The following is a 23,060-nucleotide window of genomic DNA, read 5'->3' on the forward strand; positions in this document are numbered from 1 at the left end:
GCCCGGTTACATACCGAACCCGGAAGCTAAGCCTCACAGCGCCGATGGTACTGCAGGGGGGACCCTGTGGGAGAGTAGGACACCGCCGAACAATTTTTGGGGAAACCCCCGCACCTTCTGGTGCGGGGGTTTTCTGCGTTATGGCCTCCCATGACCCGTCCGAAGAGAACGAGGCGGGAAAAGCGCTCAAAGACGACCCGCCGCTTTCAACGCCAGATACGCGTCCGCGAGCGCCGGCGCGAGATCCTCCGGGGTCGCATCCACCACCGTCACCCCATGACGTCGGAGCTGCTCTGCGGTGCGTCGGCGCTCCTCCTGGGCGCGAGCCGCTGCTGCCGCCTCGTACACGGCCTCCACGTTCCCCCGGGCCCGCGCCATACGGGCAATGTGCGGATCCGCCACCGCCGCGACCACAACCGTGTGGCGTTGCGTGAGCTGGGGAAGCACGGGCAGCAAGCCCTGCTCGACCGGCGCCGCGTCCAACGACGTGAGGAGCACGATCAGGGAACGCCGAGGCGCGGTGCGCAGCGCAGCGGCGCTCAGACCACGCGCGTCGGTCTCCACCAGCTCCGGCTCGAGCGTGGCCATCGCGTTGACCAAAGAAGGCAGCACGTCCCCGGCCGTACGACCCTGGACGAGAGCGCGCACCCGGCGGTCGTAGGCCAGCAACGCCACCCGGTCGCCGGCGCGTGAGGCGAGAGCTGCCAGCAGCAGGGCCGCGTCCATGGAGGCGTCCAGGCGCGGAGCGTCGTCCACCCGGCCGGCCGAGGTACGGCCGGTGTCCAGCACCAGCAGGATGTGCCGGTCGCGTTCGGGGCGCCAGGTGCGGACGGCGACAGCGGACTGCCGGGCCGTGGCACGCCAGTCGATGGAGCGGGTGTCGTCCCCGGGGACGTACTCGCGCAGGCTGTCGAACTCCGTTCCCTCACCCCGCGTCAGCACGCTGGTGCGGCCGTCGAGTTCACGCAATCGGGCGAGTTTCGACGGGAGGTGCTTGCGGCTGGTGAACGGGGGCAGGACTCGTACGGTCCAGGGCACCTGGTGAGTGCCCTGGCGGGTGAACAGTCCGAGAGGGCCGTAGGAGCGAACGGTCACGCGGTCGGCCTCGCGGTCCCCCCGACGGCTGGGGCGCAGTGTGGTCGTCACGCGTCCGCGCTCCCCCGGGGGAACGGTGAGCGGGTGCCGGGATGCCCCGCTCTCGGTCCCCGGCTGCCAGGCGCTCGGTGGCCAGGCGTCGCGGAGCCGGGCTCGCAGGGGCCGGCGGCCCGGGTTCGTGACCGTCAGGGTGACGCTCGCGGTGTCGCCGAGACGGACGGCGGTGTCGCCGGAGCGGGTCAGACGCAGGTGACGCACCGGCGCGGCCAGGGCGTAGTCGCAGGCGCAGGCCAGGGCGAGGGAGCCGTTGACGGTGAGCACGCCCGTCCAGCCCGGTTCCAGGAGTCCTACGGGGAGCGAGCCGAGGGCCGCGAGGAGAGCGGTGCGTCCGGTGAGCGCCATCAGCGGGGGACCGGGACGTGGGCGAGGACGGCGTTGATGACCGAGTCGGCGGTGACGCCCTCCATCTCGGCCTCGGGGCGAAGCTGCACGCGGTGCCGCAGGGTCGGCAGGGCCAGGGCCTTCACATCGTCGGGGATGACGTAGTCGCGGCCCGTGAGCCAGGCCCAGGCGCGCGAGGTGGCGAGCAGGGCGGTGGCGCCGCGCGGCGAGACGCCCAGGGAGAGGGACGGCGACTCGCGGGTGGCGCGGCAGACGTCCACGACGTAGGCGGTGATCTCGGGAGACACGGTGGTCTTGGCGACCGCGGCGCGGGCCGCCGCCAGATCGGCGGGGCCGGCGACCGGTCGTACGCCGGCGGCGCGCAGGTCGCGCGGGTCGAAGCCTGAGGCGTGCCGGGTCAGGACGTCGATCTCGTCCTGGCGGGAGGGCAGGGGGATCGTCAGCTTCAGCAGGAACCGGTCCAGCTGGGCTTCCGGGAGCGGGTAGGTGCCCTCGTACTCCACCGGATTCTGGGTCGCGGCTACCAGGAACGGATCGGGGAGCGGCCGCGGGGTGCCGTCGACCGTGACCTGGCGTTCCTCCATGGCCTCCAGCAGCGAGGACTGGGTCTTGGGCGGAGTGCGGTTGATCTCGTCCGCGAGGAGGAGGTTGGTGAAGACCGGGCCGGGCTGGAAGGAGAACTCGGCGGTGCGGGTGTCGTAGACGAGGGAGCCGGTGACGTCGCTCGGCATCAGGTCGGGGGTGAACTGGACGCGCTTGGTGTCGAGTTCCAGGGCGGATGCGAGGGCGCGGACGAGCAACGTTTTGGCGACCCCGGGGACTCCTTCCAGTAGGACGTGTCCGCGGCAGAGGAGGGCGACGACGAGGCCGGTCACGGCGGGGTCCTGGCCGACCACGGCTTTGGCGATCTCGGCACGCAGGGTTTCCAGCGCGGCGCGGGCGGTGGCCGCGTCCCCGCTCTGCCCGGCGTTGTCGGCGGTCGGTTCCATCATGAACGGCGTACCTCTCTTTCGAGGGCGTCGAGTTGATCGGTGAGTGCGATGAGGGCCGCGTCGTCGCCGGGCGGCGGTCCGAAGAGGAGGGGATGCAGGGTCCGTCCGTCGTCGGAGAGACGGGCGGAGAGGGCCGGGAGCAGGGCTTCCGGCGTGTGCGCCTGGGTGGCGGGGACGCCGACCAGGGGGGCGAGACGGGCGCGGGTGGCGGAGCGCAGGGCGTCTGCCGCGCGGTCGCGGGCGTTTGCCTTGTGGTAGAGGCGGGCGCGGCCTTCGGTGCTCTCGGAGGCGCGGATGACGACGGGGAGTTTCTCGGCCACGAGGGGGCCGAAGCGGCGGGCCCGCCAGAAGGCGGCGAGTGCCGCTGCGACGAAGAGTTGCAGGGTGGCCCAGAGCCACCCCGGGGGGAGCAGGTCGAAAAGGCCCTTCCGGTCGTCCGTGCGGGCACCGGAGGCGTCGGACAGCGAGGGGAGGTACCAGACCAGATGCGGGCGGGATCCGAGGAGTTGGAGGGCCAGCGAGGCGTTGCCCTGCTCGTCGAGGCGGTCGTTGTAGAGGATGTCGGGTGCGCCGAGCACGACGGTGTCGCCGCCTCCGGAGGGCGTGGGGACGCGCAGCAGGGTGGCGAGGCGCTCGCTGGGGTAGCAGGATTCGGCGTCGAGGTGGGTGGTGGTGTAGCGGACGCCGCCGGTGTCGGCGGTGCCCGCGCGCCGGGCCTCGGGCAGCGCGCAGTGCGGGGCGAGCGTGGAGTCGCCGCTGGTGGCGGGGTCCGCGGTGACCCCGGGGGCGAGTCGCTCGACGGACCAGCTGCCGGCCGCGACCAGGACGGTGCGCCCGCCGGAGGTCGCCGTGGCCGTGTGCAGCCGCGTCTGTTGACCGTGGGACAGCCGGTCGGGCACCGCGACCAGCAGGGTGGTGTCCGGGCCGGTGGCGGAGCGTGCTGCTTCGAGGGTGGTCACCACGCGCGTCGTGACGCCCCGCCGGCCGAGGAGTTCGGCGACGGCGCGACTGCCGTAGGGGTCGGCGGAGCGCGGGTCCAGTTCGCCGTGACGGGCGGTGGAGCGGATGGCGGCCATGGCGACGGCCGCGGCCAGGATCAGGACGGCGGCGAGTGCGAGGCCGCGCGTGCGGGTCCACACCTGGCGGCCGGTGGGTGCGGTGGAGGTGGTGGCCGGCGGGGCCTCGGTGGTCACTCGGCTGCCCCCTGGCGGGTGCTGTGGGCCGTGCTGGTGGCACTGTCGGCGAGGACCGGACGGGTGTTCGCCAGGTCGTGGTCGAGGTCGGCGAGACGGCGGTACGACTGCTCGTCGGCGCTTCGCCCGCCGTATGTGACGTCGTCGAACTCGCGGGCCGCGGTACGCAGCCGGTCCGCGTGCGCGGGCAGGGCACGGCCGGCCTCGGCGGCGGCTTCGTCGGCGGTGCGGCCGGGGCGTACGTCGAGCAGGGCGCGTTCCTCCAGGGAGCGGACCACGGCTCGCATGCGCTCCTGGACGGCTTGGTTCCAGTGGCCCTGGGCCGCGTGCGCCTGGGCGGCCGCGCGGTGTTCGACGGCGCTGCGGACGTGGTCGTCGAACAGGACCGCTGCGGTGGCGGGCCGGCGGCGGGGGGTGCCGAGGCGCCACCAGAGGGCGGCCAGGACGGCGGCGACGACCAGGATGACGACGACCAGGCCGACCACACCGCCCGGCGTGGCCGACGCGGCCGTGCCGAACAGCCGGCCGAGCCAGTCCCAGAACGCGTTCAGGGCGCGCTGGAACAGGCTGGGGTCGTTCTCGTGGTACATCCCCTTGGACAGCTCGCGCCGGGCCGCCTCCCGCGCGGGATCGCGCGGGACGGTCACCGGTGGCTCGTCGCCCGAGCCGCCGGCCGCCACAACCGCACGGCCTGGCGCGCGTGAAAGGCGAGCGATCGTGGCGGCGCCCGATGGGAGCGCCGCCGTGAGGACTCCCCCCGCGAGGCCCACCGCATCAGCTCCCGGGGACGGGGCCGGGGGCGCCGTTGCCGTAGCCCTGGACACCGGCGGCGCGGGCCAGTTCGAGGTCGAGGGCCTCGCGGCGGATGCGCTGGTCGATGTAGAGGAGCGCGGTGACGCCGGCGCTGATCGGAAGGGTGAGCGTGGTGCCGACCAGGGAGCCGATGCCCCGGATGATCAGGAAGGCCCAGCCGACGTGGCCGCTGTTGGTGGCGAGGAAGTCGGCCATGCCGTCGCCGCCCGCCGCCGCGCCGATGACGGCGAAGGGGATGGTCACGATCGCCGAGACGATGTTCGTGATCAGGCCGGCGAGCAGCTGGATGCCGAAGACGCGCCACCAGGAGCCCCGCACCAGCTTGACGGAGCGGCTCATGGACTTCTTGATGCCCTGCCGCTCCAGCATGAGGGCGGGAGCGGCCAGGTAGAAGCGGACGCTCAGCCACACCGCGACGACGATGGCGGCGAGGATGCCGAGGACCAGCAGCGCGGCCCCCGCGGCATCGCTGCCGCCGCCGGCGAGGACGAGGATGCCGGGCAGTGCCCCGACGGCGAGGACACCGAAGACGATCAGGCCGAGGAGGAGGAGCAGACCGCACAGCCTGAGCAGTTGCGGACGGGCCTCACGCCACGCCTCGCCGGTGCTGACCGGCTTGCCCAGTACGGCACGGCTGGTGATGGTGGTGAGCAGGGCGGTCGCGACGATCATGGCCGCCGCGGAGACCACCGTGAGGAGTCCGGTGCCGATCATGGTGTCGCGCAGGCTGCGGAGCACCTCGCCGGGGGTGGCGGTCCGGCTGTCGAGCGTGGTGTCGGTGAGGGCGTCGTTGAGGACGAAGCCCTGCAGGAGGACCAGGCCGACCTCGGTGAGCAGGGCGACCGCCAGCGAGATGCCGAGGACCGAGCGCCAGTAGGTGCGCATGGTGGAGACGGCGCCGTCGAGGATCTCGCCGACGCCGAGCGGGCGCAGCGGGATGACACCGGGCTTGGCGGCGGGGGGCGGACCGCCCCAGCCGCCGCCCCAGGCGGGGTAACCGCCGTAGCCGCCGGGAGGGCCGCCGTAGCCGCCGCCCTGGCCTCCGTGGCCGCCGGGGGGCTGTCCGCCCCAGCCGGGACCGGGCGGCGGGGGCGGTGGTGCCTGGTGCGGGCCGGGGGCACCGGTGGGCGCCGACCACCGACCGGGTGGCGGCTGCTCCTTGGACCATGTGCCGCCTGGGCCCTGCGGATCCGGGCCCGGCTGTGGCGCGGGCTCGGCGGGGCCGGGGCGGTCGGCGGGCTCGGCGGGGCCGGACGCACCGGGTTCCCGCCCCTCGGACGACGGGGCGGATCCGGGCGAGGCCCAGCCCGGAGTGTCAGTCATCGAAACTCCTTCTCGGTGCCCGTCCGCGGTCGCGGCGGCGGGTTGGCAGCCATCGTGCCATGGGCCGGTCAGCGGGGTACCGGCCGCAGTGGGGGCGGGACTTCTTCAATTGTCCGCCGGATCCGGGGCAGACTGACGGCATGGCTGAGCAGCAGGCGCGAACCGGCGTGGACAAACGGCCGACGGGGATACCGGCGATCCGATGGGAGGAACCACCAGAGGGTCCCGTACTGGTCCTCCTCGATCAGACGAGGCTTCCGGCCGAAGAGGTCGAATTGGTGTGCACGGACGCGTCGGCGCTGGTGGAGGCGATCCGCTCGCTCGCCGTGCGCGGTGCGCCGTTGCTCGGGATCGCGGGTGCGTACGGTGTCGCGCTCGCCGCCGCGCGCGGCTTCGACGTGCCGGAGGCGGCGCGGGTGCTGGAAGGGGCCAGGCCCACCGCGGTGAACCTGTCCGTCGGCGTGCGCCGGGCCGAGACCGCTCACCAGGCGGCGCTCGCCCGGACCGGTGACCCGACCGCGGCGGCCGTGGCGGCACTGGCGGCGGCACGGGCGCTGCACCGGGAGGACGCCGAGGCCAGCGCCCGGATGGCGGCCCACGGGCTGGCGCTGCTGGACGAGCTGCTGCCGGCCGGCGGGCACCGGATCCTGACCCACTGCAACACCGGCTCGCTCGTGTCGGGCGGGGAGGGCACGGCCTTCGCGGTGGCGCTCGGTGCGCACCGGGCGGGGCGGCTGCGGCGGCTGTGGGTGGACGAGACGCGGCCGTTGCTCCAGGGGGCGCGTCTGACGGCGTACGAGGCGGCCCGCAGCGGTATGGCGTACACCCTGCTCACCGACAACGCGGCGGGCTCGCTGTTCGCGGCGGGCGAGGTGGACGCGGTGCTGATCGGGGCGGACCGGATCGCGGCCGACGGATCGGTGGCGAACAAGGTCGGCAGTTATCCGCTGGCCGTGCTCGCCCGCTACCACCACGTGCCGTTCATCGTGGTGGCGCCGGTGACGACGGTCGACCGGGACACCCCCGACGGGGCGTCCATCGAGGTGGAGCAGCGCCCGGGCTTCGAGGTCACCGAGGTCGTGGCACCGCAGGTGGCGGCGGCCGGGGCGGCGGGCGGGATCGCGGTGGCGCCGCTGGGGACACAGGCGTACAACCCGGCGTTCGACGTGACGCCTCCCGAACTGGTGACGGCCATTGTCACCGAGGAGGGGATCGTCTCCCCAGTGACCGCGGAGTCCCTCGCCGAGGTCTGCGCCCGTTCACGCCGCGCCGCGGACCCCGCCTGACGCCGGTGACCCGCGTCGGCAGGGCGCCTGTCGCTGTCATGTGAACGGGCTGCTCTCGCCCCTGGCAATGGACGGCCCCTCTGCCTGCGACGGTGCGTGAGGAGAGGGGCCGTGACCTCCGATCGGCTTCCAGCCCACTCCGTCGGCCGGGCGCCGGCCTGCGTGGCATGACCATCCCGGCGAGTGGGACGACGGTCCCTTGTCGGATGAGGAGTTCGACCAGTTCCGTGATCGATCAGTGCACCGGGGCGTGCCCGGAGGCGGCTGGGGCCAGGGGGCCCGGGTGGGGCCCGTCCGGTCGGTCGGGAGGAGCCGGTGTTCCGGCGCCCGGTCCCGACATCCACCGCTGACATCGGCGCCGGCGGACAGGGGCAGACAGTGACGGTTCCCTACGACTATCGTCACGGGCCAGTGACCTCCCTCACCAGCACGCCTGTCACTGTTACGAGAATGGGATGATGTCGTTTATGAAGGGACGAGTCCTTGTCGTCGACGACGACACCGCACTGGCCGAGATGCTCGGCATCGTGCTGCGTGGTGAAGGTTTTGAGCCGTCTTTCGTAGCCGACGGCGACAAGGCGCTGGCCGCTTTCCGTGAGAACAAGCCCGATCTGGTGCTGCTCGACCTGATGCTGCCCGGGCGGGACGGCATCGAGGTGTGCCGGCTGATCCGGGCGGAGTCCGGGGTGCCGATCGTGATGCTCACGGCCAAGAGCGACACCGTCGATGTGGTGGTGGGCCTGGAGTCGGGGGCCGACGACTACATCGTCAAGCCGTTCAAGCCGAAGGAGCTGGTGGCGCGGATCCGGGCGCGGCTGCGCAGGTCGGAGGAGCCGGCGCCGGAGCAGCTCACCATCGGTGACCTGGTCATCGATGTCGCCGGGCACTCGGTGAAGCGGGACGGGCAGTCGATCGCGCTGACCCCGCTGGAGTTCGACCTGCTGGTGGCGCTCGCGCGCAAGCCGTGGCAGGTGTTCACGCGTGAGGTGCTGCTGGAGCAGGTCTGGGGCTACCGGCACGCGGCCGACACGCGGCTCGTCAACGTGCACGTCCAGCGGCTGCGGTCCAAGGTCGAGAAGGACCCGGAGCGGCCGGAGATCGTGGTGACCGTCCGTGGTGTCGGTTACAAGGCCGGGCCGAGCTGACATGTCCGGGGACAGCGCCGCTTCGGCTCCCGGCGGGCCCGGGAACCGTCCGGGGCGGCCTGTCGGCCCGACGGCGATGGGTGCGCGCCTGAGGAGGCTGTTCGAGGGCGGGTTGGTGCGGGGCGGGGTGCAGGGCAGCCCGGTCCTGCGGCTGATCCTGCGCTGGGTGCGCCGTCCGCTGCTGCCCGTGATGCGGCTGTGGCGGCGCAACATCCAGCTCAGGGTGGTCGCCACGACCCTGGTGATGTCGCTGGGCGTCGTCCTGCTGCTGGGCTTCGTCGTCATCGGGCAGGTCCGCAACGGACTGCTGGACGCGAAGGTGAAGGCGTCGCAGAGCCAGGCCACCGGCGGATTCGCGGTGGCCAGGCAGAAGGCCGACGAGGCGGCGGGCGGCACGGGCGCCGGCGGGACGGCCGGTACCGGTGACGGCACGGCGACCGCGGACGGACGGCAGTCGCAGAACGTCATCCAGTGGATGAGCGACCTCGTGGAGTCGCTGTCCAGCGGTGGCGCGGGCGCCTTCGACGTGGTGACGCTGCCCGTCGGCGACGACAGCGGCGGCGGACGCAGCCCGCGCGGCTCCGGGAACGTCAACCCGACGTCCAGCGTGCCCGCCGAGCTGCGCGAGCGCGTCAACGGCGGTACGACTGCCGTGCAGAGCAACACGCGGATCGTCTACTTCGGCGGCAAGGAGTCGCAGCCGGGCCTGGCCATCGGCAAGCAGGTCAACGACCCCAACGGCCGCCCGTACGAGCTGTACTACCTCTTCCCGCTCACGCAGGAGGAGAAGTCCCTGAGCCTGGTCAAGGGCACCCTGGCCACGGCGGGGCTGTTCGTCGTCGTCCTGCTCGGCGCCATCGCCTGGCTGGTGGTGCGGCAGGTCGTCACGCCGGTGCGGATGGCGGCCGGGATCGCGGAGCGGCTGTCCGCCGGCCGGTTGCAGGAGCGGATGAAGGTCACCGGCGAGGACGACATCGCGCGCCTGGGCGAGGCCTTCAACAAGATGGCGCAGAACCTCCAGGTCAAGATCCAGCAGCTGGAGGATCTGTCCCGGATGCAGCGGCGGTTCGTCTCCGACGTCTCCCACGAGCTGCGCACCCCGCTGACCACGGTCCGGATGGCCGCGGACGTCATCCACGAGGCGCGCGAGGACTTCGACCCGGTGACGGCGCGGTCGGCCGAGCTGCTCGCCGACCAGCTGGACCGGTTCGAGTCGCTGCTCGCGGACCTGCTGGAGATCAGCCGGTTCGACGCCGGCGCCGCCGCGCTGGAGGCCGAGCCGATAGACCTCAGGGAGGTCGTCCGGCGGGTGGTGAGCGGCGCCGAGCCGCTCGCCGAGCGCAAGGGCACGCGCATACGGGTGGTCGGCGACCAGCAGCCCGTCGTCGCCGAGGCGGACGCCCGGCGCGTGGAGCGCGTGCTGCGCAACCTGGTCGTCAACGCGGTCGAGCACGGCGAGGGCAGGGACGTCGTCGTCAAGCTCGCCGCCGCGGGCGGGGCGGTGGCCGTCGCCGTACGCGACTACGGCGTGGGCCTGAAGCCGGGCGAGGCGACCCGGGTCTTCAGCCGTTTCTGGCGGGCCGACCCGGCACGCGCGCGGACCACCGGCGGTACGGGCCTCGGGCTGTCGATCGCGCTGGAGGACGCGCGGCTGCACGGCGGCTGGCTGCAGGCCTGGGGCGAGCCCGGCGGCGGTTCCCAGTTCCGGCTGACGCTGCCGAGGACCGCGGACGAGCCGCTGCGGGGCTCGCCGATACCGCTGGAGCCGAAGGACTCCCGCCGCAACCGCGGCCTCGACGAGGCCGGCCGGGCGCGCGGGAGCGAGGAGAAGCGGGCGACCGTTCCGGTGCAGCAGGCCGCCCAGGCGTCCGCGCTGCCGCCGCGGGCGCCGATCGCGCCGGGGCTGGGCGGCGGCGCCCCGGCCGCCGACCCGACCGCCCTGCCCGGCAACGGCGCGCGCGTGGTGCCCCGGCCCACCGGCGGTGCCCGGCGTCCCGCCGACGGCCCGGCCGCGCGTCCGGCGTCCGGCGCGGGACCGGCCGGGCCGGAGGCCGCGCCGCAGGACTCGACCGAGCCAGGGGAGGCATTTCGTGGCCGCTGACCGCGAGGGGGGCGCACGGCGGCGGCCGGGGCGCGCGGTGGCGTACGCCGCCTTGGGCGTCGTCCTGCTGGCCGGCTGTGCCTCGATGCCCGACAGCGGGGACCTGCGGGATGTGGAGTCCACGCCGCGGCGGGACACCGGGGTCCGGGTCTTCGCCATGCCGCCGGCCGACGGCGCCGGGCCGGGCGAGATCATGCAGGGCTTCCTGGAGGCGCTGACCAGCGACGACCCGGAGTACGACACGGCGCGCAAGTACCTGACGGCCGAGACGGCGGGCAGCTGGCGGCCGGAGCGGTCGACCACCGTCCTGGCGAACGGGCCGAGCATCGAGACCGACTGCAGCCCGGGCGGCCGGGAGGAGACCAACAGCGTCACCTGCGTGCTGACCGGCACCCGGGTCGCCACGGTCGACGCCCAGCAGGCCTACCAGCCCGCCGGCGGTTCCTACCGCACGAAGCTGCACCTCACGAAGGACCCCAAGAGCAGGCAGTGGCGCATCGACGGGCTGCCCGACGGCGTCGTCATGGGCAAGTCGGACTTCCAGCGCAACTACACGTCCGTCGACAAGTACTACTTCGCCTCCCACACGTCGGTCGGGGCGGGCGGGCAGCCGGTGGCGGTCGCCGATCCGGTGTTCGTGCGCAGCAAGGTGGACCCGATGACGCAGATGGTCCGGTCGCTGCTGAACGGGCCCACGGACTGGCTCGGGCCGGTGGTCAGGTCCAGCTTCCCGACCGGTACGGAGCTGCGGAAGGGCGCGTCCGGGCTGGCTCCGGACGACCAGAACAAGCTGACCGTGCCGCTCAACCTCAAGGCGTCCCGGGTCGCGTCCGGCAAGTGCACCGAGATGGCGGCACAGGTGCTGTTCACCCTGCGGGACCTGGCGCCGACGCTGGAGTCCGTCGAGCTGCGCGGCACCGGCGGCGACCGGCTGTGCGAACTGTCCAAGGAACGCGCCGAGTCCGCCGCCTGGCACGGGTCGTCCAAGCGCCCCGAGTACGTGTACTTCGTCGACGGCAGGCACCGGGCGGTGCGGATGCCGACCGGGAGCACCGGTACGGGTTCGGTCCCGGTGCCCGGTCCGCTCGGCGAGGGCGGCAAGGAGCTGCGGTCGGTGGCCGTGTCGCGGGACGAGCACACCGCGGCCGGGGTCGCCGACGGGGGCGGGTCGCTGTACGTCGCCTCGCTGGCGTCGGGCGGTTCGCTCGACGCGCCGCTGGTCACCAGCGGCGGCGCCACCCCCGACGAGCGGCTGGCCACCCCGAGCTGGGACGCCCGGGGCGACCTGTGGGTGGCCGACCGCGACCACCGCCGGCCCGGCCTGTACGTCCTGGAAGAGGGGGAGAAGGAAGCGGTGCGCGTCGCCGTCCCCGGCCTTCCCGGGCGGATCACGGACGCCCGGGTGGCCGCCGACGGGGCGCGGATCGCGCTGGTCGTGGCCAGGGACGGCAAGCAGTCCCTGTACATCGGCCGGATCCAGCGCGACGACGGCACCGGGCAGGGCATCTCGGTGGACGGGCTGCGCTCGGCGACCCCGGACCTCGAGCAGGTCAGCGCCATCTCCTGGGCCGGGGACAGCAGGCTGCTCGTCGTCGGCCAGGAGCAGGGGGGCGTGCAGCAGATGCGGTACGTCCAGGTCGACGGGTCCACGCTGGACGGCCCGGCCCCGGGCGCGCTCACCAGCGTCAAGGCGGTCGCCGCGTCCGAGGACGAGCGGGTGCCGCTGGTGGCCTACTCGGAGGACGGGATCGTCCGGCTGCCGTCCGGGGCGCAGTGGCAGAAGGTCGACAAGGACGGATCGGCGCCGGTCTACCCGGGCTGATATCAGCTCCGACCTGCTGTTCCGGAGTTTTCCACAGGCGGTTTTCCACAGGGGTGGCGGGCCGGTGGCGGCGCGGGCACAGTGGTGGTCATGCGGGGCTGGTGGCAGGACCTCACCGACCTGGTGCTGCCGGCCGACTGCGCGGGCTGCGGGGCACCTCGAACGGCACTGTGTCCGCGGTGCCGGGCCACGCTCAACGGGGGTGTGCCGCGGCGGGCGCGGCCGGATCCGGAGCCGGCCGGGCTGCCGGCGGTGCACGCGGTGGCTCCCTACGCGGCGGAGGTGCGGGCGCTGCTCCTCGCCCACAAGGAGCGCGGCGCGCTGGCCCTCGCGGCAACGCTGGGCGCGGCGCTGGCGCGGGCCGTGCGGGCGGGCCTCGGCGCGGACGGGACGGCGGCTGGGGGTGGGCCGCACGGGGGCGGCCGTGGGGCGGAGGCCCTCGACGCGCACGACCCCGGTACGGGCGGCGGTCACGGGGGAGACCGCTTCGGTGCCGCCGGCAGGAATGCCGGTGCCGCCGTCGGTGCCGGTGGCAGCGGCGGAGGCGGCGGACCGGCGGCGCCCTCCTGGCGGGAACCCGTGCTGCTGGTTCCCGTGCCCTCCGCCCGGTGGGCCGTGCGGGCGCGTGGGCACGATCCGGTGCGGCGGATGACGCTCGCGGCGGCGCGGGAGCTGCGGCGCACCGGGACGCCGGCCCGGGTGGCGGCCGTGCTGCGGCAGCGGCGGGCCGTGGCCGACCAGGCGGGGCTGGACGCGCCGCGGCGGCTGGCGAACCTCGCCGGGGCGCTGGAGGTGACCGCGGGCGGGGACCGGCTGCTCGGCGACGGACGGCACGTCGTGCTCGTCGACGACCTCATGACGACGGGCGCCAGTCTCGCGGAGGCGGCGCGCGCCCTGCGGGAGACCGAGGTGTTCCGTGCCAATGGCGGAACGGCCGTGTATCGGGCCATAACCCGGGAAGGTAGGGAGGAACGACGGATCGGTGAACGGCAGGAGAGGACGGAGCCGGTGCACGGTGCAGCGGAAAAGGCGGTGTCGAACGCCCTCGGGCCGATGTTGCGCGCCGCTGTGATCGCCGCTCCCGCCGATTCTTTCGAAATGAACAGGAACTGATCGTCAACGTGCGTCGTTGCAGGTAGTGAGAGCCTCAATTCAGCTGAACGGAGGTGCGGCGTCAGAGAGGGTGACGACACCGCTCCGGGCGAGATATGTTCGGTTGTGAGGAAAGGCGCAGGCCACGCCTCGCATATCCGAATGCCGTGCCGCGGGTTTTCCGCAATCACCCGTGGCGATGGGGTGGAGATCTCGCCCATGGGGGAGGAGGAGGTGGAAGTCACCGAGTCCGAAGGTCCGGTGCTCACCGGACCTGGTGCGAAAGGGAGACGCTCCGCCGAGGCGGTGGAGCGATCCGGGAACGGAGTTCTGCGTGGACATCGTCGTCAAAGGCCGCAAGACCGAGGTGCCCGACCGGTTCCGCAAGCACGTGGCCGAGAAGCTGAAGCTGGAGAAGATCCAGAGGCTCGATGCCAAGGTGATCAGCCTCGACGTCGAGGTGTCCAAGGAGCCCAACCCCCGACAGGCCGACCGCTGCGACCGGGTGGAGATCACGCTCCGCTCCCGCGGTCCGGTGATCCGGGCGGAGGCGGCGGCCAGCGACCCGTACGCGGCACTCGACCTGGCGGCCGAGAAGCTGGACGCGCGGCTGCGCAAGCAGCACGACAAGCGGTTCTCGCGCCGAGGCGCGCGCCGGATCTCGGCGGCCGAGGTCCCCGACCACGTCCCGGGCGCGGCGACCCTGAACGGCAACGGCTTCGCCACCCCGGAGGAGGAGTCCGACGGAGTGCCGACGAAGAAGATCGGCTCCCTGGAGGTCAAGGGTGAAGGCCCCCTCGTCGTCCGCGAGAAGACCCACGTCGCCGCCCCGATGAGCCTGGACCAGGCCCTCTACGAGATGGAACTGGTCGGCCACGACTTCTACTTGTTCGTCGACTCCGAGACGAAGGAACCGAGCGTCGTCTACCGGCGGCACGCCTACGACTACGGCGTGATCCATCTCAGCACCGACCCGATGGTCGCCGAGGCGCAGACCCCCACCGCGGGGGGCACGCTGGGCGGCTGACCCACCCGGCTGAAGCTGAGCCGGTGCCCCTGGACCGCGTGTGCGCCCCCAGGGGCACCGGCGTGCGACCAGTTCGCGCCCCGCACGTCACCTCGGTGCCGTGCGGGCATGAAATCATGGCCGCACCGGCCCAACCGGTGGGCCGTTGCCTTGGGTTGGCGATGGCACAGGACCACAGGCCACAGCCTTCAGGGGGAGGAACGATGGCGGACACCTTCGGACCGATGCGGGACGGGGACGCCGGCGACGATGTCATCGGCAGGGACCCGGGCGCGGACGCGCCGCGCAAGGAGCCGATCAGAGTCCTGGTCGTGGACGACCACGCCCTCTTCCGGCGCGGCCTGGAGATCGTGCTCGCGGCCGAGGAGGACATCCAGGTCGTCGGTGAGGCGGGCGACGGGGCCGAGGCCGTCGACAAGGCCGCCGACCTGCTGCCCGACATCGTGCTGATGGACGTCCGCATGCCCAAGCGCGGCGGGATCGAGGCCTGCACCTCCATCAAGGAGGTCGCCCCCAGCGCGAAGATCATCATGCTGACGATCAGCGACGAGGAGGCCGACCTCTACGACGCGATCAAGGCGGGCGCGACCGGATATCTCCTCAAGGAGATCTCCACCGACGAGGTGGCCACCGCCATTCGCGCGGTCGCCGACGGGCAGTCGCAGATCAGCCCGTCGATGGCGTCCAAACTCCTCACCGAGTTCAAGTCGATGATCCAGCGCACCGACGAGCGCCGGCTGGTGCCCGCGCCCCGGCTCACCGACCGGGAACTGGAAGTCCTCAAACTCGTCGCCACGGGCATGAACAACCGGGACATCGCCAAGGAGTTGTTCATCTCCGAGAACACCGTGAAGAACCACGTCCGCAACATCCTGGAGAAGCTCCAGCTGCACTCCAGGATGGAGGCCGTGGTCTACGCGATGCGGGAGAAGATCCTGGAGATCCGCTGACGCCCGGGAGCACCTAACCGAGCAGCGCGGCGAGTTCCCCGACGAGGGGCTCGCGCAGCTCCGGCCGGTCGGTGCGCTCGACGCGGACGTCGGTGCAGTCCACCCACGACGCCGCCTCGGCCAGGGCACGGGCCACCGCCGGGACCGCCTTCGGGCCGTCCAGGGTGACCTGCTTGGCCACCAGCGTGCGCCCCTGCCGCGCGGGGTCGACCCGGCCGACCAGCCGGCCGCCGGCCAGCACCGGCATCGCGAAGTAGCCGTGCACCCGCTTGGTCCTCGGCACGTACGCCTCCAGCCGGTGGGTGAAGCCGAAGATCCGCTCCGTGCGCGCCCGCTCCCAGATCAGGGAGTCGAACGGCGACAGCAGTGTGGTGCGGTGCCGGCCGCGCGGCGGCGTCGCCAGGGCCGCCGGATCGGCCCACGCCGCCCGGCCCCAGCCCTCCACCTCGACCGGCACCAGACCCGAGTCCGCGATCACCGAGTCGACCTGCTCGCCCTTGAGCCGGTGGTAGTCGGCGATGTCCGCGCGCGTGCCCACGCCGAGCGCCTCGCCCGCCAGCCGCACCAGGCGCCGCAGGCACTCGGCGTCGTCCAGCTCGTCGTGCAGCAGGGCGGCCGGGACCGCGCGCTCGGCGAGGTCGTACACCCGCTTCCAGCCGCGCCGCTCCACGCAGACCACCTCGCCGTACATCAAGGCCCGCTCCACGGCGACCTTCGTGCCGGACCAGTCCCACCAGTCGTTCGTCTTCTTCGCGCCGCCCAGCTCCGTCGCGGTCAGCGGGCCCTCCGCGCGCAATTGCTTGACGACCTGGTCGTAGACGCCGTCGGGGAGGTCGTGGTGCCAGTGCGGGCGGTTGCGGTAGGCGCGGCGGCGGAAGGCGAAGTGGGGCCACTCCTCGACGGGCAGCAGGCAGGCCGCGTGCGACCAGTACTCGAACGCGTGCGTGTCCGTCCAGTACGCGTCCTCCACCGTCCTGCGGCCGACCGCGCCGAGCCGGGCGTACGGCACGAGTTCATGGGAACGGGCCAGGACCGAGATCGTGTCGAGCTGGACCGCGCCGAGACGGCGCAGCACCCCGCGGACCCCCGCGCGCCGGTCGGGCGCGCCGAGCAGGCCCTGGGCCCGCAGGACTATCCGGCGGGCGTCGTCCGCGGAGAGGATGGCGATGGGACGCGGAAGGGTCGTCATGCCCCGGACGATAGAGGGTGGCACCGACAGTCCGCGACGAGCGGCGCGTCCGCCTCGAAGGCGCCTCAGGGACGCGCGGGCAGGTACGGGGCCGTGGACGGCAGACTGAGGTCCGAGGGGAGCAGCGAGCCGACCCAGCAGTCCCGGCGCACCCCCTTGTTGACGACGCCGGAGCGCAGGACGCCCTCGACCGTGAAGCCCGCGCGCTCGGCCACCGCGCGCGAGGCGTGGTTGCCGACCTCTGCGCGCCACTCGACCCGGTCCACGCCGGCCTGGGCGAAGCCCCACCGGCAGGCGGCGCGCGCGGCCTCCACCACGTAGCCCCGGCCGCGGTGCTCCCTGGCCGCCCAGAACCCGATCTCGGCCGTGCCCGGCGAGCGCGCCGTCAGGGCGAGCATGCCGGCCAGCTCCCCGCCGGTGAGGAACACGCCGAAGGTGAACATGGTGCCCTGCGCCCACCCGTCGGGGACGATCTGCTCCGTGAAGCCGACCGCGTGCTCGGGCAGGTAGGGCGAGGGAACCGTCGTCCAGCGCTGGATGTCGGGATCCTGCGCGGCCGCGTACACCGCGTCGGTGTCCCCGGGGCCGACCGGGCGCAGCAGCAGACGGTCCGTGGTGAGCGTGACAGGGTCCATCGCCCGATTCTGCTCGGGGCACCCGGCCGGGGCCACGGATTTCCGCGCCGCGTGAGCGCGTGATCACAATTCGCGTAATTCCCGGCACCGGCGCGGCACCATCCGGACGCCCCGGCCGTTGTCCTCGATGAAGCAGCCACCGGGCCGCCAGGCCTCCCGGCGCGGCCGGGTCCTCGCATACGATGGCCGTTGCTCAGTACGTCAGAAGGAAAACCGACCGTCCCAGGCCCGACCGGCAAGGAGACCAGCCCCCGTGTCCGTCCTCTCGAAGATCATGCGTGCAGGCGAAGGCAAGATCCTGCGCAAGCTGCACCGCATCGCGGACCAGGTCAACTCCATCGAAGAGGACTTCGTCGACCTCTCCGACGCCGAGCTGCGCGCCCTCACCGAGGAGTACAAGCAGCGGTACGCCGACGGTGAGAGCCTGGACGACCTGCTCCCCGAGGCGTTCGCCACGGTCCGCGAGGCCGCCAAGCGCGTCCTCGGCCAGCGGCACTACGACGTGCAGCTGATGGGCGGCGCCGCGCTCCACCTCGGCTATGTTGCCGAGATGAAGACCGGCGAGGGCAAGACCCTCGTCGGTACCCTGCCCGCGTACCTGAACGCCCTGTCCGGGGACGGCGTCCACCTCATCACGGTCAACGACTACCTGGCCGAGCGCGACTCCGAGATGATGGGCCGCGTCCACAAGTTCCTGGGCCTGAGCGTCGGCTGCATCCTCGCCAACATGACGCCGGCCCAGCGCCGCGAGCAGTACGCGTGCGACATCACCTACGGCACGAACAACGAGTTCGGCTTCGACTACCTGCGCGACAACATGGCGTGGTCGAAGGACGAGCTGGTGCAGCGCGGCCACAACTTCGCCATCGTGGACGAGGTCGACTCCATCCTCATCGACGAGGCCCGCACCCCGCTGATCATCTCCGGTCCGGCCGACCAGGCCACCAAGTGGTACGGCGACTTCGCCAAGCTGGTCACCCGCCTCAAGCGCGGCGAGGCCGGCAACCCGCTCAAGGGCATGGAGGAGACCGGGGACTACGACGTCGACGAGAAGAAGCGCACGGTCGCCATCCACGAGTCCGGCGTCGCCAAGGTCGAGGACTGGCTGGGCATCGACAACCTCTACGAGTCGGTGAACACCCCGCTCGTGGGCTATCTGAACAACGCCATCAAGGCCAAGGAACTGTTCAAGCGCGACAAGGACTACGTCGTCATCGACGGCGAAGTCATGATCGTCGACGAGCACACCGGCCGTATCCTCGCCGGCCGCCGCTACAACGAGGGCATGCACCAGGCGATCGAGGCGAAGGAGGGGGTGGAGATCAAGGACGAGAACCAGACGCTCGCCACGATCACCCTCCAGAACTTCTTCCGCCTCTACAAGAAGCTGTCCGGCATGACCGGTACGGCGATGACCGAGGCCGCCGAGTTCCACCAGATCTACAAGCTCGGCGTGGTCCCGATCCCGACCAACAGGCCGATGGTCCGCAAGGACCAGTCGGACCTGATCTACCGCACCGAGGTGGCCAAGTTCGAGGCGGTCGTGGACGACATCGCCGAGAAGAACGAGAAGGGCCAGCCGATCCTCGTCGGCACGACCTCCGTCGAGAAGTCGGAGTACCTCTCGCAGCAGCTCAGCAAGCGCGGCATCCAGCACGAGGTGCTGAACGCCAAGCACCACGAGCGCGAGGCGCAGATCGTCGCCCAGGCGGGCCGCAAGGGCGCGGTGACGGTGGCCACCAACATGGCCGGCCGTGGTACGGACATCAAGCTCGGCGGCAACCCCGAGGACCTCGCCGAGGCGGAGCTGCGCCAGCGCGGCCTCGACCCCGAGGAGCACATCGAGGAGTGGGCCGCGGCCCTGCCCGCCGCCCTGCAGAAGGCCGAGCAGGCCGTCAAGGCGGAGAAGGAGGAGGTCGAGGCGCTCGGCGGTCTCTACGTCCTCGGCACCGAGCGGCACGAGTCGCGGCGCATCGACAACCAGCTGCGCGGCCGTTCCGGCCGGCAGGGCGACCCGGGCGAGTCCCGCTTTTACCTCTCGCTGGGCGACGACCTGATGCGCCTGTTCAAGGCCCAGATGGTCGAGCGCGTGATGTCCATGGCGAACGTGCCGGACGACGTGCCGATCGAGAACAAGATGGTCACCCGCGCGATCGCGTCCGCGCAGGCCCAGGTCGAGACGCAGAACTTCGAGACCCGTAAGAACGTCCTGAAGTACGACGAGGTGCTCAACCGGCAGCGCGAGGTCATCTACGGCGAGCGCCGCCGCGTCCTTGAGGGCGAGGACCTGCACGAGCAGATCCGGCACTTCATGGACGACACGATCGAGGCGTACGTCACCGCGGAGACCTCCGAGGGCTTCCCCGAGGACTGGGACCTGGACCGGCTGTGGGGCGCGTTCCGGCAGCTGTACCCGGTGAAGGTCACCATCGAGGAGCTGGAGGAGGCGGCCGGCGACCGCGCCGGTCTGACCGCCGAGTTCATCACCGAGTCCATCAAGGAAGACATCCACGAGCAGTACGAGGCCCGCGAGGCGCAGCTCGGCTCCGAGATCATGCGGGAGCTGGAGCGCCGGGTCGTGCTGTCGGTCCTGGACCGCAAGTGGCGCGAGCACCTCTACGAGATGGACTATCTCCAGGAGGGCATCGGCCTGCGCGCGATGGCGCAGAAGGACCCGCTGGTCGAGTACCAGCGCGAGGGCTTCGACATGTTCACCGCGATGATGGACGGCATCAAGGAGGAGTCCGTCGGCTACCTGTTCAACCTGGAGGTCCAGGTCGAGCAGCAGGTCGAGGAGGTCCCCGTCGAGGCGCAGCCCGCCGGCGAGGGCGTCCAGGACACCGTGCCGGCGCAGTCGGGCGGGCGCCCGGAGATCCGCGCGAAGGGCCTGGACGTCCCGCAGCGCCGGGAACTGCACTTCTCCGCGCCGACGGTCGACGGCGAGGGCGGCATCGTCGAGCGGGACCTGGAGGACGAGGAGCCGGTGCGGTCGGAGTCCGACGGGCTCACCCGCGCGGAGCGGCGGCGGCAGGCCAAGGGCGGCCGGCGTCGCAAGAAGTAGCGCGCGGGCCCGGGAAGGGCAGGCGTTCCGGGAAGGGCCGGGTTTCCGTTTCGGGAGCCCGGCCCTTCCGGCGTCCGGGGGCGGCGGGCCGGCGGGGGAGTCACCTGGGGCCCGTCTCCACCGCCGTGCAGCGCCAGCGGAGGTCGCGGCCCCGCTCCAGGCGGAAGGCCATGGCGCGCAGGCGGTCGCCGGTGGCGATGCGGGCGAAGACCTCCAGGGAGCCCTCGCCCGCGACGTAGTAGCCGATGTCGTGGACGACCGGGCGGGTGCCGCGGGTGCGCAGCGGGCTGCGTTCGGCCAGGCGGGCCAGGTCGTCGTAGGCGCGGCCGGCCGTGTGGCGGAGCATCCAGTGGACGGGCCGCTGGCCGCTCAGGACGGCGAGCAGGCGGTCGGCGAAGACGTCGGTGGGGCGGGGCTGCCGTACGGCCGTCTCCGGCGCCGGACGGGGGCCTTCGGCGCGGGTGGCCGCCGGGCGGCTGGGCATGCGGGGCGGGGCGCCGCCGGGGCGGCGGGTGTCCCGGCGGGTCGGCGGACGGTGGCGCGGGCGGGGCTGGACGGCACGGCTCATGACCTTGTTCATGGGGAACCCCGTTCGGCGGGCCCGGAGGGGATACCGGGCGGTAACCAGGTGGTGGGGATCTTGTACGGGGTGCGGGAGGCGCGGGCAAGCGGGGCACGGCCGGCGGACGGGGCACGGAAAGTTCACCTATCAGGGTGAGAGGAGGGGCGTGGAGCCCGGGGGTAAGCGGGCGGAGGGGGTGAATCGGGGGCCTGGGGGTGACGGTTCGGCGGGGGTGGGAGGGGGCTCGAAAGGGGACGGGCGCACGTATCCTGAAGGCCCTCCGGGAGACGCGCCCGCCGCTCTCCCCGGGGCCCCAGCGGAGCCTTTGACCAGGAAAGAGCGGCCAGCATGCGCGTCTACGTCCCCCTGACCCTCACCGCTCTCGCCGAGGCGCACAGGACGGGCGGGCTGGGGAAGGCCCCCTTCGCCGCGTACGCCGTCACGCCCGCCCTGCGCGAGTGGTACGTCTCCGAGGACGTCGAGGAACTGGAGTACGCGGCGCTCGGCCGGGCCGCGCTGGCCTCCCTGCGGCTGCTGGCGGCGGACCCGGACGCGGTACGGCGCCGGGTCGTGGTCGCGGTGGACGTGGCCGACGGCGCCGCGAGCGCCGACCCGGACCGCGCCCTCGAACCGGCCGCCCTCGGCGCTGTGACCGTGCGGGTCTCGGTGCCGCTGGCCAAGGCGGCCTCCGTGCACGTCGACGCCGAGGACGCGGAGCCGGACGTGGCCGCGGCGGCGCGGGCGCTCCCGGCGGCGGACGGCGGGGACGACGACGCGCAGTCCGTCGTGGACGGGGCGGACGACCACGAGCTGCTGTGGTACGCCACGCAGGAGATCCCCCACCTGGTCGGGCAGGGCTGACCTGGAGCGATGCCCCGGTTGTCGGTGGCGGGGGGTACGGTCTTGCGCATGGGGACGCAGGCTGTGCACATCGTCTGGGACTGGAACGGAACGCTCTTCCACGACACCGACGCGATCATCGGGGCGACGAACGCCGCCTTCGCCGAGCTGGGGCTCGCGCCGATCACACTGGAGCAGTACCGCGCGCTGTACTGCGTGCCGGTGCCGAAGTTCTACGAGCGGCTGCTCGGCAGGCTGCCGAGCGACGCCGAGTGGGAGCTGATGGACGGCACCTTCCACCGGCACTACACCGAGCACCGGGTGCGGTGCGGGCTGACCGAGGGGGCCAGGGAGCTGCTCTCCGGGTGGCGGTCGGACGGGCACAGCCAGTCGCTGCTGAGCATGTACGGGCACGAGGAGCTGCTGCCGCTGGTGCGCGGCTTCGGCATCGAGACGCACTTCCTGCGGGTCGACGGGCGTACCGGGCCGTCCGGCGGCAGCAAGGCCGAGCACATGGTGCGGCACCTGGAGGCGCTGGCGGGGGTGGCGGAGCCGGAGCGGACCGTCGTGATCGGGGACGCGGCGGACGACGCGCTCGCGGCCCGGCACGTGGGGGCGCGGGCCGTGCTGTACAGCGGCGGGTCGCACAGCCGGGCCAGCCTGGAGGGGGCCGGGGTACCGGTGGTGGACACGCTGGCCGAGGCGGTCGCGCAGGCGCGGCGGGCAGTGGCGTAACCGGGGCGGCGAGGCGGGCCCGCGCGGGCCCGCCGGCCCGTGCGGACCGGCCGAGACGCGCTCGCCGTCTCCGCGACGCTCCCGCCGCCTCCGCCGCCCCGCGACGCGGCCCGGGCCCTGCGAGCGCCCGCCGCCCCGTCACCGCCCCGCGAGCCGGACCAGGGCCCGTGGCGGGAGCGGTCGCGCCGGGTCAGTCCGCCGGTGCGGCCGTGCGCAGCACCTTCAGGAACTCCCGCATCCACGCCGGGTGATCCGGCCAGGCGCGGGAGGAGACCAGGGTGCCGTCGACGACCGCCTCGGTGTCCTGGAAGTCGGCGCCGGCCGCCTGCATGTCGGGTTCCAGCGCCGGGTAGGCCGTCACCCGGCGGCCGCGCAGGGAGTCGACCGCGGCGGTGAGCAGCGGGCCGTGGCAGATCTGGGCGACGGGCTTGTCCGCGTCGAAGAACGCCTTGAGGATCTTGCGCAGTTCGGCGTCGTTGCGCAGGTACTCGGGCGCCCGCCCGCCGGGGATCACCAGGGCCGCGTACGCGCCGGGGTCCACCTCGGCGAACGCCAGGTCGGCGGGCCAGGTGTAACCGGGCTTCTCGGTGTACGTGTCGTAGCCGGGCTCGAAGTCGTGGACGACGAAGCGGAGCGTCTTGCGGGTGGGGGCCGCGATGTGGACCTCGTAGCCTTCCTCGCGCAGCCGCTGGTAGGGGTAGAGCACCTCCAGGGACTCCGCCGCGTCTCCGGTGACGATGAGGATCTTCGTGGGCATGTCGGCTCCTCGCAGACTCCGTGCGTGAGGGGGGGAACCC

Annotated in this window: 19 protein-coding genes and 1 rRNA gene; 11 read left to right on the forward strand and 9 right to left on the reverse strand. The window is 72.9% G+C overall.

Annotated elements, in window-relative coordinates:
* A 5S ribosomal RNA gene (gene rrf, locus ACZ63H_RS22420) occupies positions 1-91 on the forward strand; the annotation flags it as partial.
* A gap of 95 nt (positions 92-186) precedes the next feature.
* Here rrf and ACZ63H_RS22425 read toward each other — a convergent pair.
* The 5 genes from ACZ63H_RS22425 to ACZ63H_RS22445 are packed head-to-tail and all read right to left on the reverse strand — an operon-like array spanning position 187 to position 5,818.
* Positions 187-1,497, reverse strand: coding sequence for a DUF58 domain-containing protein (locus ACZ63H_RS22425; protein ID WP_469867617.1), 1,311 nt, complete (start codon positions 1,495-1,497; stop codon positions 187-189).
* Entirely contained in the window at positions 1,497-2,486 is a 990-nt protein-coding gene (locus ACZ63H_RS22430; RefSeq protein WP_469867744.1) for an AAA family ATPase, read from the reverse strand. Before ACZ63H_RS22430 ends, ACZ63H_RS22425 begins: the two co-directional genes overlap by 1 nt.
* Positions 2,486-3,682 (reverse strand): DUF4350 domain-containing protein, encoded by a 1,197-nt coding sequence (locus ACZ63H_RS22435; protein ID WP_469867619.1) that lies wholly within the window; start codon positions 3,680-3,682, stop codon positions 2,486-2,488. The genes ACZ63H_RS22430 and ACZ63H_RS22435 overlap by 1 nt, the downstream gene beginning before the upstream one ends.
* Positions 3,679-4,398: a DUF4129 domain-containing protein gene (locus tag ACZ63H_RS22440; protein WP_469867746.1), complete on the reverse strand. Its 720-nt coding sequence runs from the start codon at positions 4,396-4,398 to the stop codon at positions 3,679-3,681. Before ACZ63H_RS22440 ends, ACZ63H_RS22435 begins: the two co-directional genes overlap by 4 nt.
* 58 nt (positions 4,399-4,456) lie before the next feature.
* The gene (locus ACZ63H_RS22445; RefSeq protein ID WP_469867621.1) at positions 4,457-5,818 is read right to left on the reverse strand and encodes a DUF7847 domain-containing protein; all 1,362 of its coding nucleotides are present in this window, start codon (positions 5,816-5,818) and stop codon (positions 4,457-4,459) included.
* Between the two features lie 140 nt (positions 5,819-5,958).
* Here ACZ63H_RS22445 and mtnA point away from each other — a divergent pair, with 140 nt between their 5' ends.
* The 7 genes from mtnA to ACZ63H_RS22480 all read left to right on the forward strand — a co-directional run bounded on the left by mtnA (position 5,959) and on the right by ACZ63H_RS22480 (position 15,241).
* On the forward strand, positions 5,959-7,104 hold the full coding sequence (gene mtnA, locus ACZ63H_RS22450; protein ID WP_469867623.1) for an S-methyl-5-thioribose-1-phosphate isomerase: 1,146 nt from the start codon (positions 5,959-5,961) through the stop codon (positions 7,102-7,104).
* Between the two features lie 455 nt (positions 7,105-7,559).
* A complete protein-coding gene (gene mtrA / locus ACZ63H_RS22455) occupies positions 7,560-8,249 on the forward strand; it encodes a two-component system response regulator MtrA (protein ID WP_469867625.1) in 690 nt (229 codons plus the stop codon).
* 1 nt (position 8,250) lies between these two features.
* On the forward strand, positions 8,251-10,350 hold the full coding sequence (gene mtrB / locus ACZ63H_RS22460) for an MtrAB system histidine kinase MtrB (protein WP_469867627.1): 2,100 nt from the start codon (positions 8,251-8,253) through the stop codon (positions 10,348-10,350).
* Positions 10,340-12,172, forward strand: coding sequence for an LpqB family beta-propeller domain-containing protein (locus ACZ63H_RS22465; RefSeq protein ID WP_469867629.1), 1,833 nt, complete (start codon positions 10,340-10,342; stop codon positions 12,170-12,172). The genes mtrB and ACZ63H_RS22465 overlap by 11 nt, the downstream gene beginning before the upstream one ends.
* Before the next feature lie 90 nt (positions 12,173-12,262).
* On the forward strand, positions 12,263-13,285 hold the full coding sequence (locus tag ACZ63H_RS22470; RefSeq protein WP_469867631.1) for a ComF family protein: 1,023 nt from the start codon (positions 12,263-12,265) through the stop codon (positions 13,283-13,285).
* Positions 13,286-13,598: 313 nt separating this feature from the next.
* Positions 13,599-14,291: a ribosome hibernation-promoting factor, HPF/YfiA family gene (hpf, locus tag ACZ63H_RS22475; RefSeq protein ID WP_469867633.1), complete on the forward strand. Its 693-nt coding sequence runs from the start codon at positions 13,599-13,601 to the stop codon at positions 14,289-14,291.
* Positions 14,292-14,494: 203 nt separating this feature from the next.
* Positions 14,495-15,241, forward strand: a complete 747-nt coding sequence (locus tag ACZ63H_RS22480) for a response regulator (protein ID WP_469867635.1) — start codon at positions 14,495-14,497, stop codon at positions 15,239-15,241.
* Positions 15,242-15,254: 13 nt separating this feature from the next.
* Here ACZ63H_RS22480 and ACZ63H_RS22485 read toward each other — a convergent pair whose 3' ends face one another.
* A complete protein-coding gene (locus ACZ63H_RS22485) occupies positions 15,255-16,430 on the reverse strand; it encodes a winged helix-turn-helix domain-containing protein (protein ID WP_469867637.1) in 1,176 nt (391 codons plus the stop codon).
* A 65-nt stretch (positions 16,431-16,495) separates the two neighbouring features.
* The gene (locus tag ACZ63H_RS22490; RefSeq protein ID WP_469867639.1) at positions 16,496-17,065 is read right to left on the reverse strand and encodes a GNAT family N-acetyltransferase; all 570 of its coding nucleotides are present in this window, start codon (positions 17,063-17,065) and stop codon (positions 16,496-16,498) included.
* Positions 17,066-17,318: 253 nt separating this feature from the next.
* Between ACZ63H_RS22490 and secA the strand changes: the two genes are divergently transcribed.
* Entirely contained in the window at positions 17,319-20,126 is a 2,808-nt protein-coding gene (gene secA / locus ACZ63H_RS22495; protein WP_469867641.1) for a preprotein translocase subunit SecA, read from the forward strand.
* Between the two features lie 100 nt (positions 20,127-20,226).
* On the opposite strand, the gene ACZ63H_RS22500 is transcribed toward secA, so the two are convergent.
* Positions 20,227-20,706, reverse strand: coding sequence for an Rv3235 family protein (locus tag ACZ63H_RS22500; protein WP_469867643.1), 480 nt, complete (start codon positions 20,704-20,706; stop codon positions 20,227-20,229).
* 330 nt (positions 20,707-21,036) lie between these two features.
* Here ACZ63H_RS22500 and ACZ63H_RS22505 point away from each other — a divergent pair, with 330 nt between their 5' ends.
* Positions 21,037-21,549 carry a DUF6912 family protein gene (locus ACZ63H_RS22505; protein ID WP_469867645.1) on the forward strand — a complete coding sequence of 171 codons (513 nt, stop codon included), beginning with the start codon at positions 21,037-21,039 and terminating at the stop codon, positions 21,547-21,549.
* A gap of 48 nt (positions 21,550-21,597) precedes the next feature.
* The gene (locus ACZ63H_RS22510; protein WP_469867647.1) at positions 21,598-22,263 is read left to right on the forward strand and encodes an HAD family hydrolase; all 666 of its coding nucleotides are present in this window, start codon (positions 21,598-21,600) and stop codon (positions 22,261-22,263) included.
* Positions 22,264-22,453: 190 nt separating this feature from the next.
* Here the strand turns inward: ACZ63H_RS22510 and ACZ63H_RS22515 are convergent, their stop codons facing one another.
* Positions 22,454-23,020 (reverse strand): DJ-1/PfpI family protein, encoded by a 567-nt coding sequence (locus ACZ63H_RS22515; RefSeq protein ID WP_469867649.1) that lies wholly within the window; start codon positions 23,018-23,020, stop codon positions 22,454-22,456.
* Positions 23,021-23,060: the final 40 nt, after the last annotated feature.

It is taken from the genome of Streptomyces sp. NPDC104831, assembly GCF_055583025.1.

What these genes read in the sequence shown, in the direction of transcription:
- ACZ63H_RS22445 (WP_469867621.1), bottom strand. Translation starts at nt 5,818, where the DNA reads ATGACTGACACTCCGGGCTGGGCCTCGCCCGGATCCGCCCCGTCGTCC.
- ACZ63H_RS22430 (WP_469867744.1), bottom strand. Translation starts at nt 2,486, where the DNA reads ATGGAACCGACCGCCGACAACGCCGGGCAGAGCGGGGACGCGGCCACC.
- ACZ63H_RS22510 (WP_469867647.1), top strand. Translation starts at nt 21,598, where the DNA reads ATGGGGACGCAGGCTGTGCACATCGTCTGGGACTGGAACGGAACGCTC.
- mtnA (WP_469867623.1), top strand. Translation starts at nt 5,959, where the DNA reads ATGGCTGAGCAGCAGGCGCGAACCGGCGTGGACAAACGGCCGACGGGG.
- ACZ63H_RS22470 (WP_469867631.1), top strand. Translation starts at nt 12,263, where the DNA reads ATGCGGGGCTGGTGGCAGGACCTCACCGACCTGGTGCTGCCGGCCGAC.
- ACZ63H_RS22480 (WP_469867635.1), top strand. Translation starts at nt 14,495, where the DNA reads ATGGCGGACACCTTCGGACCGATGCGGGACGGGGACGCCGGCGACGAT.
- ACZ63H_RS22485 (WP_469867637.1), bottom strand. Translation starts at nt 16,430, where the DNA reads ATGACGACCCTTCCGCGTCCCATCGCCATCCTCTCCGCGGACGACGCC.
- ACZ63H_RS22500 (WP_469867643.1), bottom strand. Translation starts at nt 20,706, where the DNA reads ATGAACAAGGTCATGAGCCGTGCCGTCCAGCCCCGCCCGCGCCACCGT.
- ACZ63H_RS22425 (WP_469867617.1), bottom strand. Translation starts at nt 1,497, where the DNA reads ATGGCGCTCACCGGACGCACCGCTCTCCTCGCGGCCCTCGGCTCGCTC.
- mtrA (WP_469867625.1), top strand. Translation starts at nt 7,560, where the DNA reads ATGATGTCGTTTATGAAGGGACGAGTCCTTGTCGTCGACGACGACACC.
- ACZ63H_RS22490 (WP_469867639.1), bottom strand. Translation starts at nt 17,065, where the DNA reads ATGGACCCTGTCACGCTCACCACGGACCGTCTGCTGCTGCGCCCGGTC.
- ACZ63H_RS22515 (WP_469867649.1), bottom strand. Translation starts at nt 23,020, where the DNA reads ATGCCCACGAAGATCCTCATCGTCACCGGAGACGCGGCGGAGTCCCTG.
- ACZ63H_RS22505 (WP_469867645.1), top strand. Translation starts at nt 21,037, where the DNA reads ATGCGCGTCTACGTCCCCCTGACCCTCACCGCTCTCGCCGAGGCGCAC.
- mtrB (WP_469867627.1), top strand. Translation starts at nt 8,251, where the DNA reads ATGTCCGGGGACAGCGCCGCTTCGGCTCCCGGCGGGCCCGGGAACCGT.